Annotated in this window: 21 protein-coding genes; 12 read left to right on the top strand and 9 right to left on the bottom strand. The window is 65.2% G+C overall.

Annotation, left to right across the window (positions count from 1 at the left end; genetic code table 11):
• Positions 1 to 100 precede the first annotated feature (100 nt).
• The 5 genes from DNX69_RS10610 to DNX69_RS10590 are packed head-to-tail and all read right to left on the bottom strand — an operon-like array spanning position 101 to position 3,806.
• Complete coding sequence (locus tag DNX69_RS10610) at positions 101 to 877, bottom strand: enoyl-CoA hydratase-related protein (protein WP_110785921.1); 777 nt, start codon at positions 875 to 877, stop codon at positions 101 to 103.
• A 14-nt stretch (positions 878 to 891) separates the two neighbouring features.
• Positions 892 to 1,719, bottom strand: coding sequence for an SDR family NAD(P)-dependent oxidoreductase (locus DNX69_RS10605; protein ID WP_110785920.1), 828 nt, complete (start codon positions 1,717 to 1,719; stop codon positions 892 to 894).
• Between the two features lie 23 nt (positions 1,720 to 1,742).
• A complete protein-coding gene (locus DNX69_RS10600; RefSeq protein ID WP_207803135.1) occupies positions 1,743 to 2,168 on the bottom strand; it encodes a MaoC family dehydratase in 426 nt (141 codons plus the stop codon).
• Positions 2,165 to 2,611, bottom strand: a complete 447-nt coding sequence (locus DNX69_RS10595; protein ID WP_110785919.1) for a MaoC family dehydratase N-terminal domain-containing protein — start codon at positions 2,609 to 2,611, stop codon at positions 2,165 to 2,167. Before DNX69_RS10595 ends, DNX69_RS10600 begins: the two co-directional genes overlap by 4 nt.
• A 10-nt stretch (positions 2,612 to 2,621) precedes the next feature.
• Positions 2,622 to 3,806: a lipid-transfer protein gene (locus DNX69_RS10590; protein ID WP_110785918.1), complete on the bottom strand. Its 1,185-nt coding sequence runs from the start codon at positions 3,804 to 3,806 to the stop codon at positions 2,622 to 2,624.
• 126 nt (positions 3,807 to 3,932) lie between these two features.
• Here DNX69_RS10590 and DNX69_RS10585 point away from each other — a divergent pair, with 126 nt between their 5' ends.
• The 7 genes from DNX69_RS10585 to DNX69_RS10555 all read left to right on the top strand — a co-directional run bounded on the left by DNX69_RS10585 (position 3,933) and on the right by DNX69_RS10555 (position 12,079).
• Positions 3,933 to 4,715 (top strand): TetR/AcrR family transcriptional regulator, encoded by a 783-nt coding sequence (locus DNX69_RS10585; RefSeq protein WP_110786070.1) that lies wholly within the window; start codon positions 3,933 to 3,935, stop codon positions 4,713 to 4,715.
• A complete protein-coding gene (locus DNX69_RS10580; RefSeq protein ID WP_110785917.1) occupies positions 4,633 to 6,189 on the top strand; it encodes an acyl-CoA synthetase in 1,557 nt (518 codons plus the stop codon). The genes DNX69_RS10585 and DNX69_RS10580 overlap by 83 nt, the downstream gene beginning before the upstream one ends.
• A gap of 539 nt (positions 6,190 to 6,728) precedes the next feature.
• Positions 6,729 to 8,081: a substrate-binding protein gene (locus DNX69_RS10575; protein ID WP_110785916.1), complete on the top strand. Its 1,353-nt coding sequence runs from the start codon at positions 6,729 to 6,731 to the stop codon at positions 8,079 to 8,081.
• A gap of 246 nt (positions 8,082 to 8,327) precedes the next feature.
• Positions 8,328 to 9,335, top strand: coding sequence for a branched-chain amino acid ABC transporter permease (locus DNX69_RS10570; protein WP_110785915.1), 1,008 nt, complete (start codon positions 8,328 to 8,330; stop codon positions 9,333 to 9,335).
• Positions 9,336 to 9,339: 4 nt separating this feature from the next.
• Positions 9,340 to 10,563: a branched-chain amino acid ABC transporter permease gene (locus DNX69_RS10565; protein ID WP_110785914.1), complete on the top strand. Its 1,224-nt coding sequence runs from the start codon at positions 9,340 to 9,342 to the stop codon at positions 10,561 to 10,563.
• Complete coding sequence (locus tag DNX69_RS10560; RefSeq protein ID WP_110785913.1) at positions 10,560 to 11,330, top strand: ABC transporter ATP-binding protein; 771 nt, start codon at positions 10,560 to 10,562, stop codon at positions 11,328 to 11,330. The genes DNX69_RS10565 and DNX69_RS10560 overlap by 4 nt, the downstream gene beginning before the upstream one ends.
• Entirely contained in the window at positions 11,327 to 12,079 is a 753-nt protein-coding gene (locus tag DNX69_RS10555) for an ABC transporter ATP-binding protein (protein WP_110785912.1), read from the top strand. The genes DNX69_RS10560 and DNX69_RS10555 overlap by 4 nt, the downstream gene beginning before the upstream one ends.
• Before the next feature lie 96 nt (positions 12,080 to 12,175).
• On the opposite strand, the gene DNX69_RS10550 is transcribed toward DNX69_RS10555, so the two are convergent.
• Complete coding sequence (locus DNX69_RS10550; RefSeq protein ID WP_110785911.1) at positions 12,176 to 12,490, bottom strand: GIY-YIG nuclease family protein; 315 nt, start codon at positions 12,488 to 12,490, stop codon at positions 12,176 to 12,178.
• 77 nt (positions 12,491 to 12,567) lie between these two features.
• Positions 12,568 to 13,239, bottom strand: a complete 672-nt coding sequence (locus tag DNX69_RS10545) for a TetR/AcrR family transcriptional regulator (RefSeq protein WP_110786069.1) — start codon at positions 13,237 to 13,239, stop codon at positions 12,568 to 12,570.
• A 241-nt stretch (positions 13,240 to 13,480) separates the two neighbouring features.
• On the opposite strand from DNX69_RS10545, the gene DNX69_RS10540 reads away from it, so the two are divergent.
• Positions 13,481 to 14,713 (top strand): acyl-CoA dehydrogenase family protein, encoded by a 1,233-nt coding sequence (locus DNX69_RS10540; protein WP_110785910.1) that lies wholly within the window; start codon positions 13,481 to 13,483, stop codon positions 14,711 to 14,713.
• 152 nt (positions 14,714 to 14,865) lie between these two features.
• Positions 14,866 to 15,924 carry a phosphotransferase gene (locus DNX69_RS10535; protein ID WP_110785909.1) on the top strand — a complete coding sequence of 353 codons (1,059 nt, stop codon included), beginning with the start codon at positions 14,866 to 14,868 and terminating at the stop codon, positions 15,922 to 15,924.
• A gap of 190 nt (positions 15,925 to 16,114) precedes the next feature.
• On the opposite strand, the gene DNX69_RS10530 is transcribed toward DNX69_RS10535, so the two are convergent.
• On the bottom strand, positions 16,115 to 16,900 hold the full coding sequence (locus DNX69_RS10530; protein WP_110785908.1) for an SDR family NAD(P)-dependent oxidoreductase: 786 nt from the start codon (positions 16,898 to 16,900) through the stop codon (positions 16,115 to 16,117).
• A gap of 156 nt (positions 16,901 to 17,056) precedes the next feature.
• Here DNX69_RS10530 and DNX69_RS10525 point away from each other — a divergent pair, with 156 nt between their 5' ends.
• Both DNX69_RS10525 and DNX69_RS10520 read left to right on the top strand, forming a co-directional pair.
• Positions 17,057 to 17,815, top strand: a complete 759-nt coding sequence (locus tag DNX69_RS10525) for a histidine phosphatase family protein (RefSeq protein ID WP_110785907.1) — start codon at positions 17,057 to 17,059, stop codon at positions 17,813 to 17,815.
• A gap of 153 nt (positions 17,816 to 17,968) precedes the next feature.
• Positions 17,969 to 18,736 carry an SDR family NAD(P)-dependent oxidoreductase gene (locus tag DNX69_RS10520; protein ID WP_110785906.1) on the top strand — a complete coding sequence of 256 codons (768 nt, stop codon included), beginning with the start codon at positions 17,969 to 17,971 and terminating at the stop codon, positions 18,734 to 18,736.
• 139 nt (positions 18,737 to 18,875) lie between these two features.
• On the opposite strand, the gene DNX69_RS10515 is transcribed toward DNX69_RS10520, so the two are convergent.
• Positions 18,876 to 20,099 (bottom strand): serine hydrolase domain-containing protein, encoded by a 1,224-nt coding sequence (locus DNX69_RS10515; protein WP_110785905.1) that lies wholly within the window; start codon positions 20,097 to 20,099, stop codon positions 18,876 to 18,878.
• Positions 20,100 to 20,284: 185 nt separating this feature from the next.
• On the opposite strand from DNX69_RS10515, the gene DNX69_RS10510 reads away from it, so the two are divergent.
• Positions 20,285 to 20,648 (top strand): GTP-binding protein (locus DNX69_RS10510; RefSeq protein WP_207803134.1); only part of this gene is annotated, 364 nt, incomplete at its 3' end.

The following is a 20,648-nucleotide window of genomic DNA, read 5'->3' as shown; positions in this document are numbered from 1 at the left end:
ACGACATGGCGCCGGCCGTCAATCTGATTGGCCGATTGATCCAGAAGATCGTAGCGGAGGCCGGCCCGATTCTGCGGGGCCTGCGCCGCCCGATGAGCCGTTAGCGACCGGTGAACCGGGCAGGGCGCTTCTCGACGAAGGCGGCGGCGCCTTCGCGCAGATCGGCGGTGACGAAAGCGCGGCCCTGTTGCTCGGCTTCGTCGTCCAGCACTGCGGCGAGCGGGGCTGCCCAGGCGGCCTCGATCTGGTGCTTGATCAGGCCGATGCCGATCGGCGGGCCGGCCGCGAGCTGCTCGGCGATTGCCATCGCTTCGTCGATCAGGCGGTCGTCGTCGACCGCCTGGAAGATCAGGCCGGATTGCTCGGCCTGTTCGGCGGACAGCGGCCGGCCGAGCAGCGCCAGGGCGCGGGCACGCGCCACGCCGATCGCGCGTTGCACGAACAGCGAGGTGCCGGCATCGAGCGCAGCGCCGAGCTTGACGAAGCTGAGGACGAATTTGGCCGAGCGCGCCGCCAGCACGATGTCGCCGGCGAGCGCCAGGCCGACGCCGGCGCCGGCCGCGGGGCCGTTGACGGCGACGACGATCGGCTTGGCGGCGCTGCGCATCGCCTCGAGTACCGGGCTGAGTTCGGCACGCATCCACGGCGCGACCTCGGCTCCGGCGTCGAACGTCTCGCTGCCGAGCGCCGCGCCGGCGCAGAAGCCTTTGCCGGCGCCTGTGAGCAGGATCGCGCGCACGGAGTCGTCGGCGAGGGCCGCGTTCAATGCGGCGCCGAGCTCGCCGAGCAGGCCGCGGCGCATCGCGTTGTATTGCGCCGGGTTGTTGAGCGTCAGCACTGCGACGGCACCGCGTCGCTCGGACAGAACCAGAGTCATCGCTGAATATCCGCTTACAGGATCAGGCCGCCACCGCAGACCAGCACCTGGCCGCTGACGTAGTTGGATTCCGGGCTGCAGAACAGATACACCGCATCGGCCGCTTCCTCCGGCGTGCCGCCGCGGCCGAGCGGGATCATCCGTGCCATCGCGTCGAGCAATTGCGGCTGCACCCCGACCTTGATGTCGCGGCCGGCGACGTCGATGGTCTTCTGCTGAGCTTCGATGGGCTGGGTGAGGCGGGTGTTGATCAGGCCGAAGGCGACGCAATTGACGTTGACCTTGTAGCGGCCCCATTCCTTGCAGAGCGTCCGCGTCAGCCCGACCAGCGAGGCTTTCGCCGAAGAGTAACTGGCCTGGCCGGCGTTGCCGTAGAGCCCGGCGATCGACGAGATGTTGACGACTTTGCGGAACACCTCCTGGCCGGCCTCGGCTTCCTTCTTGGCGAAGATCCGGATCGGCTCGGCGGCGGCGCGCAGGATGCGGAATGGCGCCACCAGATGCACGTCGAGCATCGCCTGGAACTGCTCGTCTGTCATCTTCTGGATCGTCGAGTCCCAGGTGTAGCCGGCGTTGTTGACGATGATGTCGAGGCCGCGGAATTTCTCGACCGCGGCGCCCACGAAGCGATCGGCGAAGCCCGGCTCCGAGACGCTGCCGTTGACCGCGATCGCGTCGCTGCCCATCGCCTTGATCTCGGCGGCGACGGCGTCGCCCGGTTCAGGGTCGAGATCGTTGACGACGACGCGCGCGCCCTCGCTCGCGAGCTTCAGCGCGATCGCGCGGCCGATGCCGCGGCCCGATCCGGTGACCAGCGCCACCTTGTCTTGCAGTTTGCCCATGAGGTTCCCTCGCATGCTTGTTGTTATGACAGGGCGACGATCGCTTCGCCGGCGAGCTTGATCTCGCCGGTCTGATCGCGAGCGGTGAGGGCGAGGCGGGCGCGGCGTTCGCCGCCGGCCTCGAACAGCTCGGCAACGGTTCCTTCGCAGGTCAGTTCGGCACCGAGCTGGGTGATCGCGGCGAACCGCGTCGAAAAGCTGCGGATTCGGTTCGGCGGCACCGCATCGCTCAGCGCCTGGCCGAGATAGCCCATCACCAGCATGCCGTGGGTGAACACGTCCGGAAAACCCGACGCGTTGGCGAAGTCGATGTCGACATGGATCGGATTGTGGTCGCCGGAGGCGCCGCAATACAGCGCCAGCCAATGCCGGCTGATCGCCGGAAAGCCCTTGTGAATGATGCGGTCGCCGACCGCGGGGGAGGTGGTCATGTCCATCGTGTCGGTCATCCGTTGCGCACCACGATGGTCCGCGTCGTGTCGGCAACGTGGACGCCGTGCTGATTGGTGACAGTGGTCTCGACGCCGATCAGCGTCATTGCGCCGCCCTTCTTGTCGGTGACGCTGGTCACCTGGGGGCTGAACGTCAGCGTGTCGCCGACCATCACCGGCGCGTGGTAGGTGAAGCTCTGCTCGCCGTGCAGCACCCGGCCGAGATCGATCTGAAGCGCGGTGAGAAACTCGAACGGGTTTTGGTTGTCGAGCATCTCCAGGCAAAACAGATAGGTCGGCGGGATCGGCGGCGCTGCGAAGCCTTGGGCCTTGGCCGCGGCGGCATCACGATACACCGGGTTGGTCTCGCCGAGGGTGTCGAGGAAGTAGCGCAGCCGCCCGGCCTCGACATGGGCGGTCACCGGCGTGAACCGGCGACCGACGGCAGATTGATCGACCATCAGACTTGCCTCACGCGCGCTCGTACAGCGTCACCACGCAGGCGCCGCCGAGACCGAGATTGTGCTGCAACGCGCGCTTGGCGCCCTCGACCTGGGTGGCCTCCGCGGTGCCGCGGAGCTGCCGGGTCAGCTCGTAGCATTGCGCCAGACCCGTGGCGCCGAGCGGATGGCCCTTCGACAGCAGCCCGCCCGACGGGTTGGTGACGAATTTGCCGCCATAGGTGTTGTCGCCGTCGGTGATGAATTTCTCGGCTCCGCCTTCGGGACACAGCCCGAGCGCTTCGTAGGTGATCAGCTCGTTTTGGGCGAAGCAATCGTGCAGTTCGACGACGTCGATGTCATCCGGCCCGACGCCGGCCTCCTCGTACACTTTGGTCGCCGCGGCGCGCGCCATGTCGTAGCCGACCACCCGCATCATGTCGTGCGCCTCGAAGGTCGACGGCGTGTCGGTGGTCATCGCCTGCGCGGCGATGCGGACGCGGGTGTCGAGGCCGTGCTTCTTGGCGAAGGATTCGGACACCAGCACCGCGGCGGCGCCCCCGCAGGTCGGGGGGCAGGCCATCAGCCGGGTCATCACGCCGGGCCAGATCACCTGGTCGTTCAGTACGTCGTCGGCCGAGACCTCCTTGCGGAACAGCGCCAGCGGGTTCTTTGCCGCATGGCGGCTGGCCTTGGCGCGAACTGCCGCGAACGACGACAGCGGCGTGCCGTATTTCTGCATGTGGCTGAGGCCGGCGCCGCCGAAATAGCGCAGCGCCAGCGGCACGCCGGGCGCATCGATCAGGTCGTTGGCGGCTGCGTCGAAAGCGTCGAACGCGCTGGGGCGATCATCGAACACGGCGCCGAGCGCGCCGGGCTTCATCTGCTCGAAGCCGAGCGCCAGCACGCAGTCGGCGGCGCCCGAGGCAATCGCCTGCCGCGCCAGATACAAAGCGGTCGAGCCGGTCGAGCAGTTGTTGTTGACGTTGACGATCGGGATGCCGGTCATGCCGACCTGGTACAGCGCGCGTTGGCCGCAGGTGGAGTCGCCGTAGACGTAGCCGACGAACGCCTGCTGGATCGCGTCGTAACCGAGGCCGGCGTCGCGCAATGCCAGTCGCGTCGCCTCGGCGCCCATCAGGTGATACGGCTCGTTCGCGCCCGGCTTGACGAACGGGATCATGCCGACGCCGGCGACGTGGACGGGTGACGCCATTGTTCTCTCCCTTAACTTACCCATTGGACTTTTTATTACCCATGAGTAATATATGTGAGCTGCTGGCGAGTCAATCGATCGGCGCCGAATGAGTTAGATGCCAAATTGCTGCTTGCGGAAGTTGCGATGAACGGACCTGCCGCCGACGATCACTCGCCCTGGATGCCGTTCGAAAGCCGCCGCCGCGCCCGGGACGAGAAGCGCGAGGCGGTGCTGCGCACCGCTGTGCATTTGTTCCTCGAGCAGGGCTATCATCGCGCCACGCTCAACGACGTTGCAGAGCGGCTGAACATCACCAAGCCGGCGCTGTATAATTATTTCCGCAGCAAGGAGGAGATCCTGTTCGAGTGCTGGGCGCTCGGCCAGGAACAGGTCGACGAGATCATCGCGGGCATCAACGTTTCCGGCGAGAACGGGCTCGGCAAGCTGCGCGCCCTGGTGCGCGCCTATGCCGCGACGATGGCGACCGAGTTTGGTGCCAGCATGGTGCGGTTCAATCCGCGCGATCTGTCGCCGGACAACGAGAAGACGGTGCGCGCCGCCAAGCGTAGCATCGACCGCACGTTCCGGCGCTACATCGCGGACGGCGTCGTCGACGGATCAATCAAACCGTGCGATCCGAAGTTGACAGCGTTTGCGATCGCCGGTTCGCTGAACTGGATCGGCCATTGGTATCAGCGCGACGGCGCGCTGTCGCCGGAGGCGATCGCCGACGAGTTCGCGATACGCCTCACCGAAGGCCTCGCCGCTCGTTCAACCAAGAAGAGAAGCGCCATCAAGGCGCCCGACGGCAACAACAACAGGAAACGACCCAAGGGAGGACTTCATGAACATCACCCACGGCCTGCGGCGCGCGCTGCAGATCAACCCGGAAGGGCTGGCCACCGTCTACGCCGGCCGCCGACGTAACTGGCGCGAGGTCGGCGACCGCGTCGCGCGGCTCGCCGCCGGATTGCGCGCGAGCGGAGTCGGCGAGGGCGAGCGGGTCGCTATCCTGTCGCTGAATTCGGACCGCTATCTGGAGATGTATCTCGCCGCCGGCTGGTGCGGCGGCGTGATCGTGCCGCTCAACATCCGCTGGAGCGCGCTGGAGAACGAAGACGCGCTCAAGGACTGCCGCGCGGTGGCGCTGGTGGTCGACAAGGCGTTCGCCGCGACCGGCGCCGCACTGGCGCAGGCAATGCCGTCGATGGCGCTGATCTATGCCGACGACGGCGACGTCCCGGCCGGAATGCAGAGCTACGAGGATCTGATCGCCGCGCACGCGCCGATCCCCGATGCGATGCGCAAAGCCGAGGATCTCGCCGGCATCTTCTACACCGGCGGCACCACCGGCCGCTCCAAGGGCGTGATGCTGAGCCACGGCAATCTGATGGCGAACGCGCTGAATGCGCTGGGCGAGGGGCTGTTCCCGGGCACCTCGGTGTATCTGCACGCCGCGCCGATGTTCCACCTCGCCAACGGCGCGGCGATGTATTCGCTGCTGCTGTCGGGCGGCTCCAACGTGATGATCCCGTCGTTCACGCCGGAGGGCGTGATGCAGGCGATGCAGAACGATCGGGTCACCGACGTGCTGCTGGTGCCGACCATGATCCAGATGTTCGTCGATCACCCGGCGCTGAAGACTTACGATCTGTCGTCGCTGAAGAACATCGTCTATGGCGCGTCGCCGATCAGCGAGGCGGTGCTGGCGCGGGCGAGCGCGGCGCTGCCGAACGTGCAGTTCACCCAGGCCTACGGGATGACCGAGCTGTCGCCGATCGCCACGCTGTTGCACTGGAAGGAGCACATCGGCGAAGGCAAAGCAAAGGGCCGCCAGCGCGCCGCCGGCCGCGCCACGCTGGGCTGCGAAGTGCGGATTGTCGATGCCGAAGACCGCACGGTTCCTTACCGGACGGTGGGCGAGATCTGCGTGCGCGGCGACAACGTGATGATGGGCTATTGGGAACGGCCGGAGGAGACCGCGCGGGCGCTTCTCGGCGGCTGGATGCACACCGGCGACGGCGGCTACATGGACGAGCACGGCTTCGTCTACGTCGTCGACCGGGTCAAGGACATGATCATTTCCGGTGGCGAGAACGTGTACTCGGTCGAAGTCGAGAACGCGGTGGCGCAGCATCCGGCGGTGGCGCAATGCGCGGTGATCGGCATTCCTCACGAGGCGTGGGGCGAGCAGGTCCATGCCGTTGTGGTCACCAAGGCGGGTGCCACGGTGACGGCCGACGAGCTGATCGCGCACTGCAAGGCGCTGATCGCCGGCTACAAGTGCCCGCGCAGTGTCGAGATCACCGAAACGCCGCTGCCGCTGTCCGGCGCCGGCAAGATCCTCAAGCGCGAGCTGCGCCAGCCGTATTGGGAAAACCGCGAGCGCCGGGTGAGCTGACCGGGTGTCGCGCGGGATGGCTCCAGGCCGTCCCGCGCGCACGGCGCCACGTCCGCGCGATCTGATTCTCGTTCACTACGACGATCCTGATCTCGGCGATCATCCCGAAATCGTGTTGTTGCATCGCACTGCGGAGAGACACCATTCGCGACCAAACGTCACAGAGCCAAGCCGCGGCAACGCTGGTGAGGGCCGCAATGAGCTGTGGACTACTTGGTGCGATGCAATATGTGACAATTTGATTGCTTCGCCTGTCCTATTGCACCGAGGATTTCCCGGAATCGCCTGTTGGCGCCGCATCATGATCTGTCACGACAGCGTGACGATTAGTTCTGTCAACGGAACTAGCAATTACCGACACAACTCCCGGGCGGAGTTCTCCTTAGACAAAAGGAGCGGTTGACCCTTGTTGGCCCGCTCTCCAAGACTTCGGGCTCGCTGCCACCAAGAGCAGCCCGAGCACGGACACGTGCGCTCACGCGCCACCGAGCCTGAGACTAACAACGTGACTTCCCGAGGAACCTGAGGAGAGAAGCCCCATGGCCGACGCCAAATTCATCATCGACCGCAGAACTGCGCTCAAGACCGGCCTGGCCGGTGCTGCTGCTCTCGCGACGCCGACCTTCTTCATTCGCAACGCCTACGCCGACGACTTCTGCAACATGCCGAAGGGCAAGGACGTCGTGTTCGGCTTCAACGTGCCGCAGTCCGGCCCCTATGCCGACGAAGGCATGGACGAGCTGCGCGCCTATCAGCTCGCCGTCAAGCACCTCAACGGTGAGGGCGACGGCGGCATGCTCAAGACCATGAAGCCGCTGGCGCTCAAGGGCAACGGCGTGCTCGGCAAGAAGGTCACCTTCGTTTCCGGCGACACCCAGACCAAGTCGGATGCGGCGCGTGCGTCCGCCAAGCGCATGATCGAGAAGGACGGCGCGATCATGATCACCGGCGGCTCGTCGTCAGGTGTCGCGGTCGCGGTGCAGTCGCTGTGCCAGGACGTCGGCGTGATCTTCATGGCCGGCCTGACCCACTCCAACGACACCACCGGCAAGGACAAGCGGGCCTACGGTTTCCGCCACTTCTTCAACGCCTACATGTCGGGCGTCGCGCTCGGCCCGGTGCTGGCCGAAGCCTACGGCAAGGATCGCGCCGCCTACCACCTGACCGCCGACTACACCTGGGGCTGGACCCAGGAAGAGTCGATGAAGGAAGCCACCGAGAAGCAGGGCTGGAAGACCGTCAAGGCGGTCCGCACCCCGCTCGGCGCTGCGGACTTCTCGCAGTACATCACCCCGGTGCTGAACTCCGGCGCCGACGTGCTGGTGCTGAACCACTACGGCAAGGACATGATCAACTCCTTGACCCAGGCGGTCCAGTTCGGTCTGCGCGACAAGATGGCGAACGGCAAGAAGTTCGAGATCGTGGTGCCGCTGTTCTCCGAACTGATGGCGCAGGGCGCCGGTGACGCGATCAAGGGCATCTACGGCACCGCCAACTGGGACTGGAAGCTCGAGGACGCCGCCACCAGCGCCTTCACCAAGTCGTTCGGTGCGGCCTACGGTGCACCGCCGTCGCAGGCCGCGCAGACCTGCTACGTCCAGGCGATCCTGTACGCCGACGCCTGCGAGCGCGCCGGCACCTTCAACCCGACCCAGGTGATCAAGGCGCTCGAAGGCTTCGAGTTCGACGGCCTCGGCAACGGCAAGACGCTGTACCGTGCCGCCGACCATCAGTGCTTCAAGGACGTGCTGGTGGTGCAGGGCAAGGAAAAGCCGAAGGACAAGTACGACCTGCTCGAGGTCAAGAAGATCGTGCCGGCCTCGCAGGTCACCTACGATCCGAGCATTTTCGGCGGCGATCTCGGCTCCAAGGACGCCAAGAAGTGCGGCTGATGTGATCGAGCCGGGCTGCGGATCCGCGGCCCGGCGCGTTGACGCGTGACCGGTCGGCTGAGCCTTGCGGCGCAGCCGACCGGTACGTGTCTCGTGAATGCCCCTCGCGCGTGCACGCACGCTGCTCGTTCGAGGATACACAACGAGTTTTCGTTTCGTATCGGCTTGGCGGCCGGGGTCGGTCGTCGGGGAATTGTGATGGACGCGCGCCGATGGCGCCGCGGACACAAGGGAGATTGACCACGCATGGACGCGATCGTTCTGCAGATCCTGAACGGCCTCGACAAAGGAGGGGCCTATGCGCTGATCGCGCTCGGGCTGACCTTGGCCTTCGGCACGCTCGGCGTGGTGAACTTCGCCCACGGCGCGCTGTTCATGCTCGGCGCGTTCTGCGCCGTGGTGTTCAACAAGCTGCTGACGCTGGAGATCGTCAAGATCGACCCGACGCGGACGACGCCGTGGGGCTCGCCGATGGAGGTCAAGACTCCCTACGTCCAGGCGATGCTCGGCGACTGGGGCAAGGTGCTGATCGATTACTCGGTGCCGGTGTCGATTCTGATCGCGATCCCGGTGATGCTGCTGATCGGCATCCTGATCGAGCGTGGCCTGATCAGGTTCTTCTACAAGCGTCCGCACGCCGACCAGATCCTGGTCACCTTCGGCCTCGCCATCGTGCTTCAGGAAATCGTCAAGCACTTCTTCGGCGCCAACCCGATCGCGCAATCGGCGCCGGCGCTGTTCTCCGGGTCGCTGCAGATCACCGACACCATCGTCTATCCGTACTGGCGGATCGTCTATCTGTGCTTCTCGCTGGGGGTGATTGCCGCGGTGTTCGCGTTCCTGCAGCTCACCACCTTCGGCATGGTGGTGCGTGCCGGCATGCAGGACCGCGAGACCGTCGGCCTGCTCGGCATCAATATCGAGCGGCGCTTCACCATCGTGTTCGGGCTCGCCGCGATCGTCGCCGGTCTCGCCGGCGTGATGTACACGCCGATCGTGCCGCCCGATTATCACATGGGGATGGACTTCCTGGTGCTGTCCTTCGTCGTCGTCGTGGTCGGCGGCATGGGATCGCTGCCGGGCGCGGTGCTGGCCGGCTTCCTGCTCGGCATCCTGCAGTCGTTCGCTTCGATGAACGAGATCAAATCCGTGCTGCCGGGCATCGACCAGATCATCATCTATCTGGTCGCCGTGGTGGTGTTGTTGGTGCGTCCGCGCGGGTTGCTCGGCCGCAAGGGCGTGATGGAGAGCTGATCCGATGAAGCACACCTCCAAACTCGCCGACATCGCGCTGCTGATCGGCTTCGCCATCATGGTGGCGCTGGGGCCGATCATCTTCACCCCGATCGGTGCCGGCTATCCGGATCTGCTGCAGAAATTTGCGATCTACGGCATCTTCGCGATCGGCTTCAATATCCTGTTCGGCCTTACCGGCTATCTGTCGTTCGGTCACGCCGCGTTTCTCGGCGTCGGCTCCTATGCCGCGGTGTGGTCGTTCAAGCTTGTGTCGATGGACCTGCTGCCGGCGGTGGCGCTGTCGGTGGTGCTGGCCGGGCTACTGGCGCTGGCGATCGGCTTCGTCAGCTTGCGTCGGTCCGGTATCTACTTCTCGATCCTGACGCTGGCGTTCGCCCAGATGTGCTACAACATGGCCTATTCGGTGCTGACGCCGATCACCAACGGCGAGACCGGCCTGCGCGTGCTCCGCAACGATCCGCGGGTGCTCGACGCCGCGATCGGCTACGACGCGCCGATGCCGACGCTGCTCGGGATGCACATTACGGGCTGGACCGGGTTCTACATCTGCGGTGCGGTGCTGGTGGCGGCATTCGGTCTGTCGATCGCGATCTTCCGCTCGCCGTTCGGCATGACGCTGCGCGCCATCAAGTCCAACCAGAATCGGATGGGCTACACTGGCTACTCGACGCGGCCGTATCTTTTGTCGGCCTTCGTGATCTCCGGCATGTTCGCCGGTCTCGCCGGAGCGCTGCTCGCCGCCACCGATCCGCTCGCCGGTGCCGAGCGGATGCAGTGGACTGCGTCGGGCGAGGTGGTGCTGATGACTATCCTCGGCGGCGCCGGCACGCTGCTCGGCCCGGTGCTCGGCACCGGCATCATCAAATACTTCGAAAACATCTTCTCGGCCTACAACGAGCACCAATTGATGTCGGTGTTCGCGTTCCTGCCCGATGCGGTGCGCGAGGGGGTGGTGAAGACGTTGAGTCTGTTCGTCGGCGAAGGTTGGCAGCTCACCCTCGGGCTGCTGTTCATGGCGGTGGTGATCTTCCTGCCGGGCGGCATCATGGAAGGCATCAATCGTCTGATCGGCCTGAAGCACACTCCGAAGGTCAGGTCGCTCGGCGACTCGCCGCAGCGTGACGGTCTCGGCGAAATGGTGATCGAGGAGATGCCAGCGCACGACCGCACCTCCGAAATCGAGAAGAAGGCCGCCGAGAAGAAAGCGAGAGCCACCGCGCCATGAACGTGAACAGCGACATCGTTCTGCACATCGATCACGTCCACAAGACGTTCGCGGGTCTGCACGCGCTGGCCGACGTGCATCTCGACATCCGTGAGGGCGAGACCCACGCCATCATCGGCCCCAACGGCGCCGGCAAATCGACGCTGCTCAACGTCTGCGTCGGGGTCCTGCCGCCGACGCAAGGCAAGGTGATGTTCCACGGCACCGAGCTCACCGGGCTGAAGCCCTATGAGATCAACCAGCTCGGGGTGGCGCGGGTGTTCCAGACGCCGGAGATCTTCGGCGATCTGACCGTGCTGGAAAACGTCATGATGGCGATGCTGTCGCACCAGGACGGCGCGTTCCGGCTCAAGCTGGTGTCGCGGTTCGACGAGCAGGGCGAGATCGGCCAGCGTGCCGTGCAGGCGCTGCGCGAGCGCGGCCTCGGCGAGCATCTGTATCATCTGGCCGGCGCGCTCTCGCGTGGCGACAAGCGCCGGCTCGAACTGGTGATGGGCCTGGTGCAGAAGCCGAAACTGCTGCTGCTCGACGAGCCGACCGCCGGCATGGCCCGCGCCGACACCAACGTCACCATAGACATCCTGCGGCAGATCAAGCAGTCGGGCATGACCATCGTGATCATCGAGCACGACATGCACGTGGTGTTCTCGCTGGCCGACCGCATCACCGTGCTGGCCGGCGGCCGCGTCATCGCGCAGGGCGTGCCCGACGAGATCAAGGGCAACCCGAAAGTGATCGAAGCCTATCTCGGCGAGGAGCAAGTATGACGACGATGACCGCCGAACGGCCGCAATCCGCTTCCTCGGGCGAGGCGCCGTATTTCCGCTGCCGCAACCTCAACGCCTATTACGGCGACAGCTACATCGTGCAGAACGTCTCGTTCTCGCTCAACAAGGGCGAAATCCTGGCGCTGCTCGGCCGCAACGGCGCCGGCAAGACGTCGACGCTGCGCGCGATCGCGCGCGCCTCGACGCCGGAATTGGTGTCGGGCGAGGTGATCCTCGACGGCGTCAAGCTGCACGGCAAGCCGAACTATGTCGCCGCCCAGGCGGGTATCCAACTGGTGCAGGAAGATCGCCGCATCATCCCGGGGATGACGGTGGAGCAGAACCTGCAGCTCGCGGTGATCTCCGGCAGCGTCGGCTGGTCGTTCGAGCGGATCTACGAGCTGTTCCCGCGGCTCGCCGAGCGCCGCAAGCAGGAAGGTGTGACGATGTCCGGCGGCGAGCAGCAGATGCTGGCGATCGCCCGGGCGCTCGCGCGCGAGCTCAAGCTGCTGTTGCTCGACGAGCCCTATGAAGGCCTTGCCCCGGTGGTCCGCCAGGACATTGCCAAGGCGCTCCGCGAAGTCCGCTCCGCCGGCATCACCACCATCATCGTCGAGCAGAACGCGGTGGCTGCGCTGGAATTGTCCGACCGCGCGGTCATTCTGGACACCGGCGAGGTGGTGTACGACGGCAGCGCTAAGCACGTCCTCGACAGCGAAGACCTGCGGCATCGCTATCTGGCGATCTGAGGCGCGCTTCGACGACTCTGTCCTATTTGCCGCCGTCATCCTGAGGTGCGCGCTTTAGCGCGCCTCGAAGGATGACAGCCACGCAGATGGAGCGAGCTACGCGTCGGGCGGCCGTCCCGCTCGCCGCCGCGCGAACTGGCGGACACTCGTCCAGTCGCCCCGCATCAGCGCTTCCTTCTTGGCCCGGCTCCAACCCTTCACTTGCCGTTCGGCGGCGATGCCGTCCGTTATGCGATCGAAGTGTTCCGACCAAACCGGCGTGACCGGTCGTCGGCGCGAGGTGTAGCCGGGGAAGGTGCCCGCATTTTGCTGTTTAATGCGGTTGGAAAGATCTTCACCTGTTGCGCTACCTATATAGTAGGAGCCGTCGGCGCAGTGTTGCATGTAGACGTAGATGCCCCTGGAGGTCATCCTTCGAGGCGCGCCGAAGGCGCGCACCTCAGGATGACGACTCAGTGCGGTTTGTCAAACCGCTCGCGGAGCGGATTTCACCGCTTCCGCGCCTCGGCTCTTTCGGTGGCCTTGGTCTCGCCGGTCATGCCGATCTTCAGCGCAAGCGACGCGCCCGCGACGACGCGGTCGATCACGCCGTCAACGTCGTCGAGATCGCAGATTCCTTCCGACAGCCGCAGCAGGCGCTCGCTGTCGCGCACGGTCTGTTGCGCCATCGCCAGGGTGAAGTGCAGGCCCCAATAGATCTCGGCGTCGGGCTTGCCGGGCAGGGACCGCCGCATCGCCGCGGCGAATTTGCGCAAGTGATCGATCTCGCGATTCTTGATCTTGCGGATCGGCGGGATGGTTTCGATCGCGGCGCGGATCATGAATCGTGCGGCATCCGAGCGCTCGCTGTCCTGGCCGAGGCAGCCGCGCAATGTCGGGCCGATCAGCGCCCGCAGCACCGCCTCGATCGGCGCGCGGCCGCCGCCGGCGGCTTCCGCCGCCTTCAATTCGTTGAACCGCTCGCGATTGGTGACGATCGAGCGCGTTACGAACAATTCGGCGATCAGCTCGTCCTTGGAGCCGAAGTGATAGTTCACCGCGGCGAGATTGACGCCGGCTGCGGCGACGATGTCGCGCAACGTGACGTCGCCGAAGCCGCGCTCGGCATACAGCCGTTCGGCGGCGGTCAGGATGGCGCTGCGTGTGGTGTCGGTGGACATGCCGCTCCGCGGAAAATCATCGTTCTTGCAATTCAAACGTCTGTATGAAACTATCGTTTCACAGCCGGAAGTCAATGCGCCCGCGGGCGCGGGTCGCCGGCAGCGTCGTTTTCGCGGTTCGCGGCTGCCCGGCTCTCGGGAGGCGCGGGGCGGAATCCGACTTGCGGGCGCGATGCGGCAGGATGACAGTGCCGCCACCCCGTCGGTCGCAACAGTCTGGGAAAACAGTGAGGATCGCCTGATGGATTTCACGATGTCCGATCGCCAAAGCGAATGGCTGGACCGCGTCACCAAGTTCATGAACGACCACGTCCGCCCCGCGGTGCCGATCTACAAACAGCAGGACGCCGAGGGCGAGCGCTGGAAAGTGATCCCGGTTCTCGAGGAGCTGAAGGCCAAGGCGAAGTCCGAAGGCCTGTGGAACCTGTTCCTGCCGCCGTCGACGCATGACGACGACGAATTCCACGGCGCAGGCCTGTCTAACCTCGAATACGCGCTGCTGTCCGAGCAGATGGGTCACATCTCGTGGGCTTCGGAAGTGTTCAACTGCTCGGCGCCCGACACCGGCAATATGGAAGTGCTGTTCCGCTACGGCACCAAGGAGCAGAAGCAGAAGTGGTTGCGGCCGCTGATGGCCGGCGAGATCCGCTCGGCGTTCCTGATGACCGAGCCGGCGGTGGCGTCGTCGGACGCCACCAATATCGAGACCCGGATCGAGAAGGACGGCGATCACTACGTCATCAACGGCCGCAAATGGTGGTCGTCGGGCGTCGGCGACCCGCGCTGCAAGATCGCGATCGTGATGGGCAAGACCGATCCGAACGCCGCGCGCCATCAGCAACAGTCGCAGATCCTGGTGCCGCTCGACACCCCCGGCATCACCATCGAGAAGATGTTGCCGGTGTTCGGCTTCGACGACGCGCCGCACGGCCACGGCATGGTCAAGCTGGAGAACGTCCGCGTGCCGGCCTCGAACTTGCTGCTCGGTGAGGGCCGCGGCTTCGAGATCGCGCAGGGCCGCCTCGGTCCGGGCCGCATCCATCACTGCATGCGCACCATCGGCAAGGCCGAAGAGGCGCTGGAGAAGATGGTGAAGCGGCTGCAGTCGCGTGTCGCGTTCGGCAAGCGGATCATCGAGTTCTCGGTGTGGGAGCAGCGGATCGCCGAAGCCCGCATCGACATCGAGATGAACCGCCTGCTGTGCCTCAAGGCCGCCGACATGATGGACAAGGTCGGCAACAAGACAGCGCAGCTCGAAATCGCGATGATCAAGGTGGCGGCGCCGCGGATGGCGCAGCGCATCATCGACGAAGCGATCCAGGCATTCGGCGGCGCCGGCGTGTCGGACGACGCGGGTCTGGCCAAGGATTACGCCAACATCCGCACGCTGCGGCTCGCGGACGGTCCGGACGAGGTGCACAACCGCGCCATCGCCCGGCTCGAGATGAAGAAATACGCCAACGCGGCGCACTGACCGCGCACGCTGCATAAAAACGTCATCGCCGGACTTGATCCGGCGATCCATCTCTTGAAAAGATGGATACCCGGGCCAGGCCCGGGTATGACTATTTTGGGATTGCCGGAACGCGCGGCGCGTAACGCGCGAACAAGAACAAGGAGCGTCACTTGGTCGGGAAGCGAAACGACGACGATTACACCGGCACCAAGCCGGTCGAGGAGCGGCATCGGGTCGACGAGGCCCGCCTTGCCGAATGGATGCAGGCGAATGTCGAGGGCTATCAGGGTCCGCTCGAGATTCAGCAGTTCAGGGGCGGGCAGTCCAACCCGACCTACAAGCTCGTCACCCCGAACCGTTCCTACGTGATGCGGCGCAAGCCGTTCGGCAAGCTGCTGCCGTCGGCGCACGCGGTCGATCGCGAATTCCGCGTCATCGCCGCGCTCGGCAAGCAGGGATTCCCGGTCGCCAAGGCCTATGCGCTGTGCACCGACGATTCCGTGATCGGCGTGTCGTTCTACATCATGTCGATGGAAGAAGGTCGGGTGTTCTGGGATCCGACCCTGCCGACCCAGACGCCGGAGTCGCGCTGGGCGATCTTCAAGGCCAAGATCGAGACACTGGCGCAGCTCCACAGCTACGAGCCGGAGAAGATCGGTCTCGGCGACTTCGGCAAGCCGGGCAATTACTTCGCCCGCCAAGTCGACCGCTGGAGCAAGCAGTACAAGGCGTCGGTGGCCGAACCCATACCGGAGATGGAGCGGCTGATGGAATGGCTGCCAAGCACGGTGCCGGTGCAGGAACGGGTGTCGGTGGTGCACGGCGACTACCGGCTCGACAACATGATCTTCCATGCCACTGAGCCGCGCGTGCTGGCGGTGCTGGATTGGGAGCTGTCGACGCTCGGCGATCCGATGGCCGACTTCACCTATCTGTTGATGCAGTGGGCGATGCCGGGCCTTGCCGAAGCCGATCTGAAGGCGCTCAACCTGCCGACGCTGGAGCAGGCCGCGGAGATCTATTGCAAGGCCGCTGGCATTGCCGGTGTGCCGGACCTGAACTGGTATCTGGCCTATAACACCTTCCGCCTCGCCGGCATTCTGGCGGGCATCGCCGGCCGCGTCCGCGACGGCACCGCGGCCTCCGACAAGGCCAAGGAATCCGCCGCCCGCACTGTACCGATGGCTGAGTTGGCGTGGGAATACGCCCAGAAGGCCGGCGCGAAGTAAGCGGGTTTCGAGATTGAAAAAGGCGCGGTCCGCAAGGATCGCGCTTTTTTGTTGCTCTCACCACCGTCATTCAGGGATGCACGCCGCAGGTGTGCAGACCCGAAATCCCGAGCTGATCAGAAAAGAGTGGTCGCCAAGAAGAGATTCCGGGTTCGCGCGTTTCACGCGCGCCCCGGAATGACTTGGTTTGTCAGATCGGCTTGCCCGCATAGGGCATCGACGCGGTCAGGCCGCCGTCGACCGGGAAGGCCTGGCCGTTAACGTAAGACGCTTCGTCGCTGAGCAGAAATAAGCCCATGGTGGCGAGTTCGTGCGGTTGGCCGGCGCGCTTCAGTGGGTTGAGCTGGCCGATCTTGTGATCGGTGCCGCGCTGCTTGGCATTGTCGAACACCGGCTTGGTCATGCCGGTCTCGATCAGGCCGGGGCACACCGCGTTGATGCGCACGCCGGTGCCGGACAGCGAGTAGGCGGTGGTCTGCACCAGGCTGATCACGCCGGCCTTCGACGCCGCGTAGGGATGTCCCGACGCGCCGCTCTTCAGGCCCGCGACCGAAGCGGTGCACAGGATCGCGCCGTGGCCCTGCTTGATCAGATGCGGCATGGTGTGTTTGACCGCCAGGAACGGTCCGATCAGATTGACGCGCAGGATCTCCTGCCAGTGCTCCGGGGTCTGTTCGGGCAGCGGCACCAGGCCGCCGCTGATGCCGGCATTGGCCCAGATGCCGTCGAGCTTGCCGTGAGCCGCAATCGCCTTGGCGACGAAGCTCTTCACGTCGTCCTCGGAGCCTGCGTCCGCCATCACCGCTTCCGCCGTGCCGCCTGCCTTACGCACCTGCTCGACGGTCTCCTGCACGCCTTCGGTGCGGTCGACCGCGATCAGCTGAGCGCCTTCCTTGGCGAACAGCAGCGATGCCGCGCGGCCGATGCCGCTGCCGGCGCCGGTGATGATGATGGATTTGCCTTCGAGGCGGCCCATGCGTTGCTCCCTGCTGATCGTTTGCGGTGTTTGCCGCTTGACGGAATTGGAACGACGATCGTTCGATCGACATCGCGCGTCCGACACACAAGTGACTTGAGGCGATGCGAGGTCTGACGTACAGCGACTTGTGACCGGATTGAAGGATTTTCTCGCATGACGAACGTGCCGCCGCCTTCCAACGACAAACCGTTCGTCGCCCAGCATTCGGTGCCGGTCGGCGTCACCGCGACGCGGTGGTGGTGGGTGCGTCATGCGCCGGTGCGCAGCGACGGCGGTAACATCTACGGCCAGGTCGATATCGACTGCGACTGCAGCGACAAGGTTGTGTTCGGCGCGGTCAGCCGGGTGCTGCCGAAAGAAGCCGTGTGGTACGCCAGCAAGCTGAAGCGCACCCACATGACGGCGGAAGCGATCTTCGCCGCCGGCTTTCCCCGGCCGCCGCTGATCACCCATGATGCGGATCTCAACGAGCAGCATCTCGGTGACTGGCAGGGCAAGAACCGTGCGGAATTCTTCGCCAATCTGCCGGTCAATCTCGATACCTTCTGGTTTGCGCCGATCGAAAAACGCGCGCCGAACGGCGAGAGCTTCATGGACCTGTACGAGCGCACCAAGCGCGCGATCGCGCGGATCAGCGCCGCGCATCCCGGCGGCGACATCGTCGCGGTCGCGCATGGCGGCACCATCAAGGCGGCGATCGGCCTCGCGCTGCGTGACCAGCCGGCGCGCGGGCTCGCCTTTACCATCGACAATTGTTCGATCACACGGCTCGACCACATGGCGTCGTCCGACGGCGAGGAGGGCTGGCGGATTCCGATGATCAATCAGCAGCCCTGGATCGCCGACCCGTCACACGCCGCAATGCATCAGCCGGCGGGGCCGGAAGTGGCGACGACGACGAAGCTGGCTTAAGCGCTTCATTCGTGCGTGTGACCAGTCTCACCGTCATTGCGAGCGAAGCGAAGCAATCCAGAGCCGAGTGCAAAGAGCTTGGATTGCTTCGTCGCTTCGCTCCTCGCAATGACGGACTTTAATAATCAACAGCACTAACAACGGGAGAGAAACATGAGCTTGTTCGACCTCAGCGGCAAAGTCGCGGTGATCACCGGTTCGTCGCGCGGCATCGGCAAGGCGATCGCCGAGCGGATGGCCGAGCAGGGCGCCAAGGTGGTGATCTCGTCGCGCAAGCAGGACGCCTGCGATGCGGTGGCGAAGGCGATCAACGACAAGCACGGTGCCGGCACCGCGCTGGCGCTCGCCGCCAACATCTCCAGCAAGGACGATCTGAAGCGTCTCGCCCAGGAGGCGACGCAGGCCTTCGGCAAGATCGACTCGCTGGTCTGCAACGCCGCATCGAACCCGTATTACGGCCCGCAGGCCGGCATCAACGACGATCAGTTCCGCAAGATCCTGGACAATAACATCGTCGCCAATCACTGGCTGATCAGCGAAGTCGTGCCGCAGATGATCGAGCGCAGGGACGGATCGATCACCATCGTCTCCTCGATCGGCGGCCTGAAGGGCTCGACCGTGATCGGCGCTTACTGCATCTCTAAGGCGGCCGACATGCAGCTCGCCCGCAACCTCGCCTGCGAGTATGGTCCCCACAACATTCGGGTGAACTGCATTGCGCCCGGCCTGATCAAGACCGATTTCGCCCGTGCGCTGTGGGAGAACCCGGAGACGCTGAAGGCCTCGACCGCGCGCTCGCCGCTGCAGCGGATCGGCGAACCCGACGAAATCGCCGGCGCCGCGATTTTCCTCGCCTCCAATGCCGGCACCTTCACCACCGGCCAGACCATCGTGATCGACGGCGGCGCAACGATTAGCTGAGGCGCTCCTCGCCACGCAACGTCATTCCGGGATGCGCGCCAACGGCGCGCAGACCCGGAATCCCGAAGTTGTAAGCAAAGAAGAGATTCCGGGTTCGCGAGCTGCCGCTCGCGCCCCGGAATGACACGCGGAGCGGTAATTACTCCACCGCCGCGTACACCAGATCCCGTACCAAGGTGCGGAAGTACTCGCGCTGTCCTGGGCCCTGCGACATGAACACCGCGAACATCTGTTCGGCGGGGTCGATCCAGAAGAACGTGCCGGCGATGCCGCTCCAGTAGAACTGGCCGACCGAGCCGGGGAAGGGCGAGATGCCCGGCTGCGTGCGGACCGCGAAGCCGAGGCCGAAGCCGTTGCCCGGCGGCAGGATGTAGTTGTCCGGCGGGATGTGCGGCTCGAGGTGATTGCTCGCCATCAGTTCCAGCGTCTTGCGGCCGATGATGCGCGTCCCGTCCAGCGTGCCGCCGCCGAGCAGCATCTGGCAGAACCGGGCATAGTCCATCGTGGTCGAGACCAGGCCGCCGCCGCCGGATTCCATCGCCGGCTTTTCCAGCATGTTGAACAGCGCCACCGGATCGCCGGTCCACGGATCGGTCGGGAACGCCTCGGCGAGCCGGCCCTTGTTCTCGGCCGCGGTGTGGAATCCGGTCTCGGCCATCTGCAGCGGCGCCAGGATGCGTTCGGTGAGGAAGGCGCCGAGCGTCTGGCCGGCGACCACTTCGATCACCCGGCCGAGAATGTCGGTCGAGCGGCTGTAGTTCCAGGCCGCGCCGGGCTGACACACTAGCGGCATCGAGGCGACCAGAGTGGCGTGTTCCTCGTTGGTGATCTTGCGGCTGCGGATTCGCGAAGCGCGATACATCTTGTGGATCGGGCCGTCGCCGGTGTGGTCGTAGGTGATGCCCGAGGTGTGGCGTAGCAGGTCCTGGATGGTGATCGGGCGCTGCAGCGGCACTAGTTCCAATTCGCCGCCGCGCACGATGCCGACATTGGTGTTCTCGAATTCGGGAATGAACTTCGAGAGCGGATCGTCGAGCAGCATCTGGCCGTCCTCGACCAGTTGCATGATGCCGACCGAAACGATCGGCTTGGTCATCGAGAAGATCCGGAAAATGCTGTCCTGGCGCATCGGCGTGTCGGAACCCGGCGCTTGCCGCCCCAGCGCCTCGAACCAGCCGACCCGCCCCTTGCGCGACACCAGCAAGGTGACGCCGGGGATGGTGCCCTTGTCGATCTCGCGCTTGAACGCGTCCGCCATCACCTGCAGCCGGCGCGGCGACAGCCCCAGGGTTTCGGGCTTGGCCTCTGGCAAAGCCGGGGTCTGCGGGGGGAGGGCGGAGGGTGCGGCGGCGGTCGCGGTCATGGCGTTTCCCGGTTGCTGTTTTTGTTGTGGTCCGGCGACTCTGTTCACACGGCTGTCATCCGGGCCTGCGGGGGCGTTCCGCGCCAGATTGACCGATAAAATCCGGCTTGAACAGGGTGCTTTTCCGCAGTAACCAGCCGCGGTTTCGCCGCCTTCCAGGCTGGCGCCGACTAGGATGGAGAACGATGGCCAAAGCAAAGTTTGAACGTACGAAGCCGCATTGCAACATCGGGACGATCGGTCACGTCGACCATGGCAAGACGTCGCTGACTGCGGCGATCACCAAGGTTCTGGCGGAGACGGGCGGTGCGACGTTCACGGCCTATGACCAGATCGACAAGGCGCCGGAAGAGAAGGCGCGCGGCATCACGATTTCGACCGCGCATGTCGAGTACGAGACGCAGAACCGTCACTACGCGCACGTCGACTGCCCGGGCCACGCCGACTACGTCAAGAACATGATCACCGGCGCGGCGCAGATGGACGGCGCGATCCTGGTGGTGTCGGCGGCCGACGGCCCGATGCCGCAGACCCGCGAGCACATCCTGC

It is taken from the genome of Rhodopseudomonas palustris (genome assembly GCF_003226555.1).
GTDB classification, from domain to species: Bacteria; Pseudomonadota; Alphaproteobacteria; order Rhizobiales; family Xanthobacteraceae; genus Rhodopseudomonas; species Rhodopseudomonas palustris_I.
Note: the sequence above shows the minus strand (reverse complement) of the source record. Positions and strands in the feature narration are given on the sequence as shown.

What these genes read in the sequence shown, in the direction of transcription:
- DNX69_RS10550 (WP_110785911.1), bottom strand. Translation starts at nt 12,490, where the DNA reads ATGACCTCCAGGGGCATCTACGTCTACATGCAACACTGCGCCGACGGC.
- DNX69_RS10515 (WP_110785905.1), bottom strand. Translation starts at nt 20,099, where the DNA reads ATGACCGCGACCGCCGCCGCACCCTCCGCCCTCCCCCCGCAGACCCCG.
- DNX69_RS10520 (WP_110785906.1), top strand. Translation starts at nt 17,969, where the DNA reads ATGAGCTTGTTCGACCTCAGCGGCAAAGTCGCGGTGATCACCGGTTCG.
- DNX69_RS10540 (WP_110785910.1), top strand. Translation starts at nt 13,481, where the DNA reads ATGGATTTCACGATGTCCGATCGCCAAAGCGAATGGCTGGACCGCGTC.
- DNX69_RS10560 (WP_110785913.1), top strand. Translation starts at nt 10,560, where the DNA reads ATGAACGTGAACAGCGACATCGTTCTGCACATCGATCACGTCCACAAG.
- DNX69_RS10595 (WP_110785919.1), bottom strand. Translation starts at nt 2,611, where the DNA reads ATGGTCGATCAATCTGCCGTCGGTCGCCGGTTCACGCCGGTGACCGCC.
- DNX69_RS10555 (WP_110785912.1), top strand. Translation starts at nt 11,327, where the DNA reads ATGACGACGATGACCGCCGAACGGCCGCAATCCGCTTCCTCGGGCGAG.
- DNX69_RS10605 (WP_110785920.1), bottom strand. Translation starts at nt 1,719, where the DNA reads ATGGGCAAACTGCAAGACAAGGTGGCGCTGGTCACCGGATCGGGCCGC.
- DNX69_RS10570 (WP_110785915.1), top strand. Translation starts at nt 8,328, where the DNA reads ATGGACGCGATCGTTCTGCAGATCCTGAACGGCCTCGACAAAGGAGGG.
- DNX69_RS10530 (WP_110785908.1), bottom strand. Translation starts at nt 16,900, where the DNA reads ATGGGCCGCCTCGAAGGCAAATCCATCATCATCACCGGCGCCGGCAGC.
- DNX69_RS10590 (WP_110785918.1), bottom strand. Translation starts at nt 3,806, where the DNA reads ATGGCGTCACCCGTCCACGTCGCCGGCGTCGGCATGATCCCGTTCGTC.
- DNX69_RS10525 (WP_110785907.1), top strand. Translation starts at nt 17,057, where the DNA reads ATGACGAACGTGCCGCCGCCTTCCAACGACAAACCGTTCGTCGCCCAG.
- DNX69_RS10575 (WP_110785916.1), top strand. Translation starts at nt 6,729, where the DNA reads ATGGCCGACGCCAAATTCATCATCGACCGCAGAACTGCGCTCAAGACC.
- DNX69_RS10565 (WP_110785914.1), top strand. Translation starts at nt 9,340, where the DNA reads ATGAAGCACACCTCCAAACTCGCCGACATCGCGCTGCTGATCGGCTTC.
- DNX69_RS10545 (WP_110786069.1), bottom strand. Translation starts at nt 13,239, where the DNA reads ATGTCCACCGACACCACACGCAGCGCCATCCTGACCGCCGCCGAACGG.
- DNX69_RS10600 (WP_207803135.1), bottom strand. Translation starts at nt 2,168, where the DNA reads ATGACCGACACGATGGACATGACCACCTCCCCCGCGGTCGGCGACCGC.
- DNX69_RS10610 (WP_110785921.1), bottom strand. Translation starts at nt 877, where the DNA reads ATGACTCTGGTTCTGTCCGAGCGACGCGGTGCCGTCGCAGTGCTGACG.
- DNX69_RS10585 (WP_110786070.1), top strand. Translation starts at nt 3,933, where the DNA reads ATGAACGGACCTGCCGCCGACGATCACTCGCCCTGGATGCCGTTCGAA.
- DNX69_RS10580 (WP_110785917.1), top strand. Translation starts at nt 4,633, where the DNA reads ATGAACATCACCCACGGCCTGCGGCGCGCGCTGCAGATCAACCCGGAA.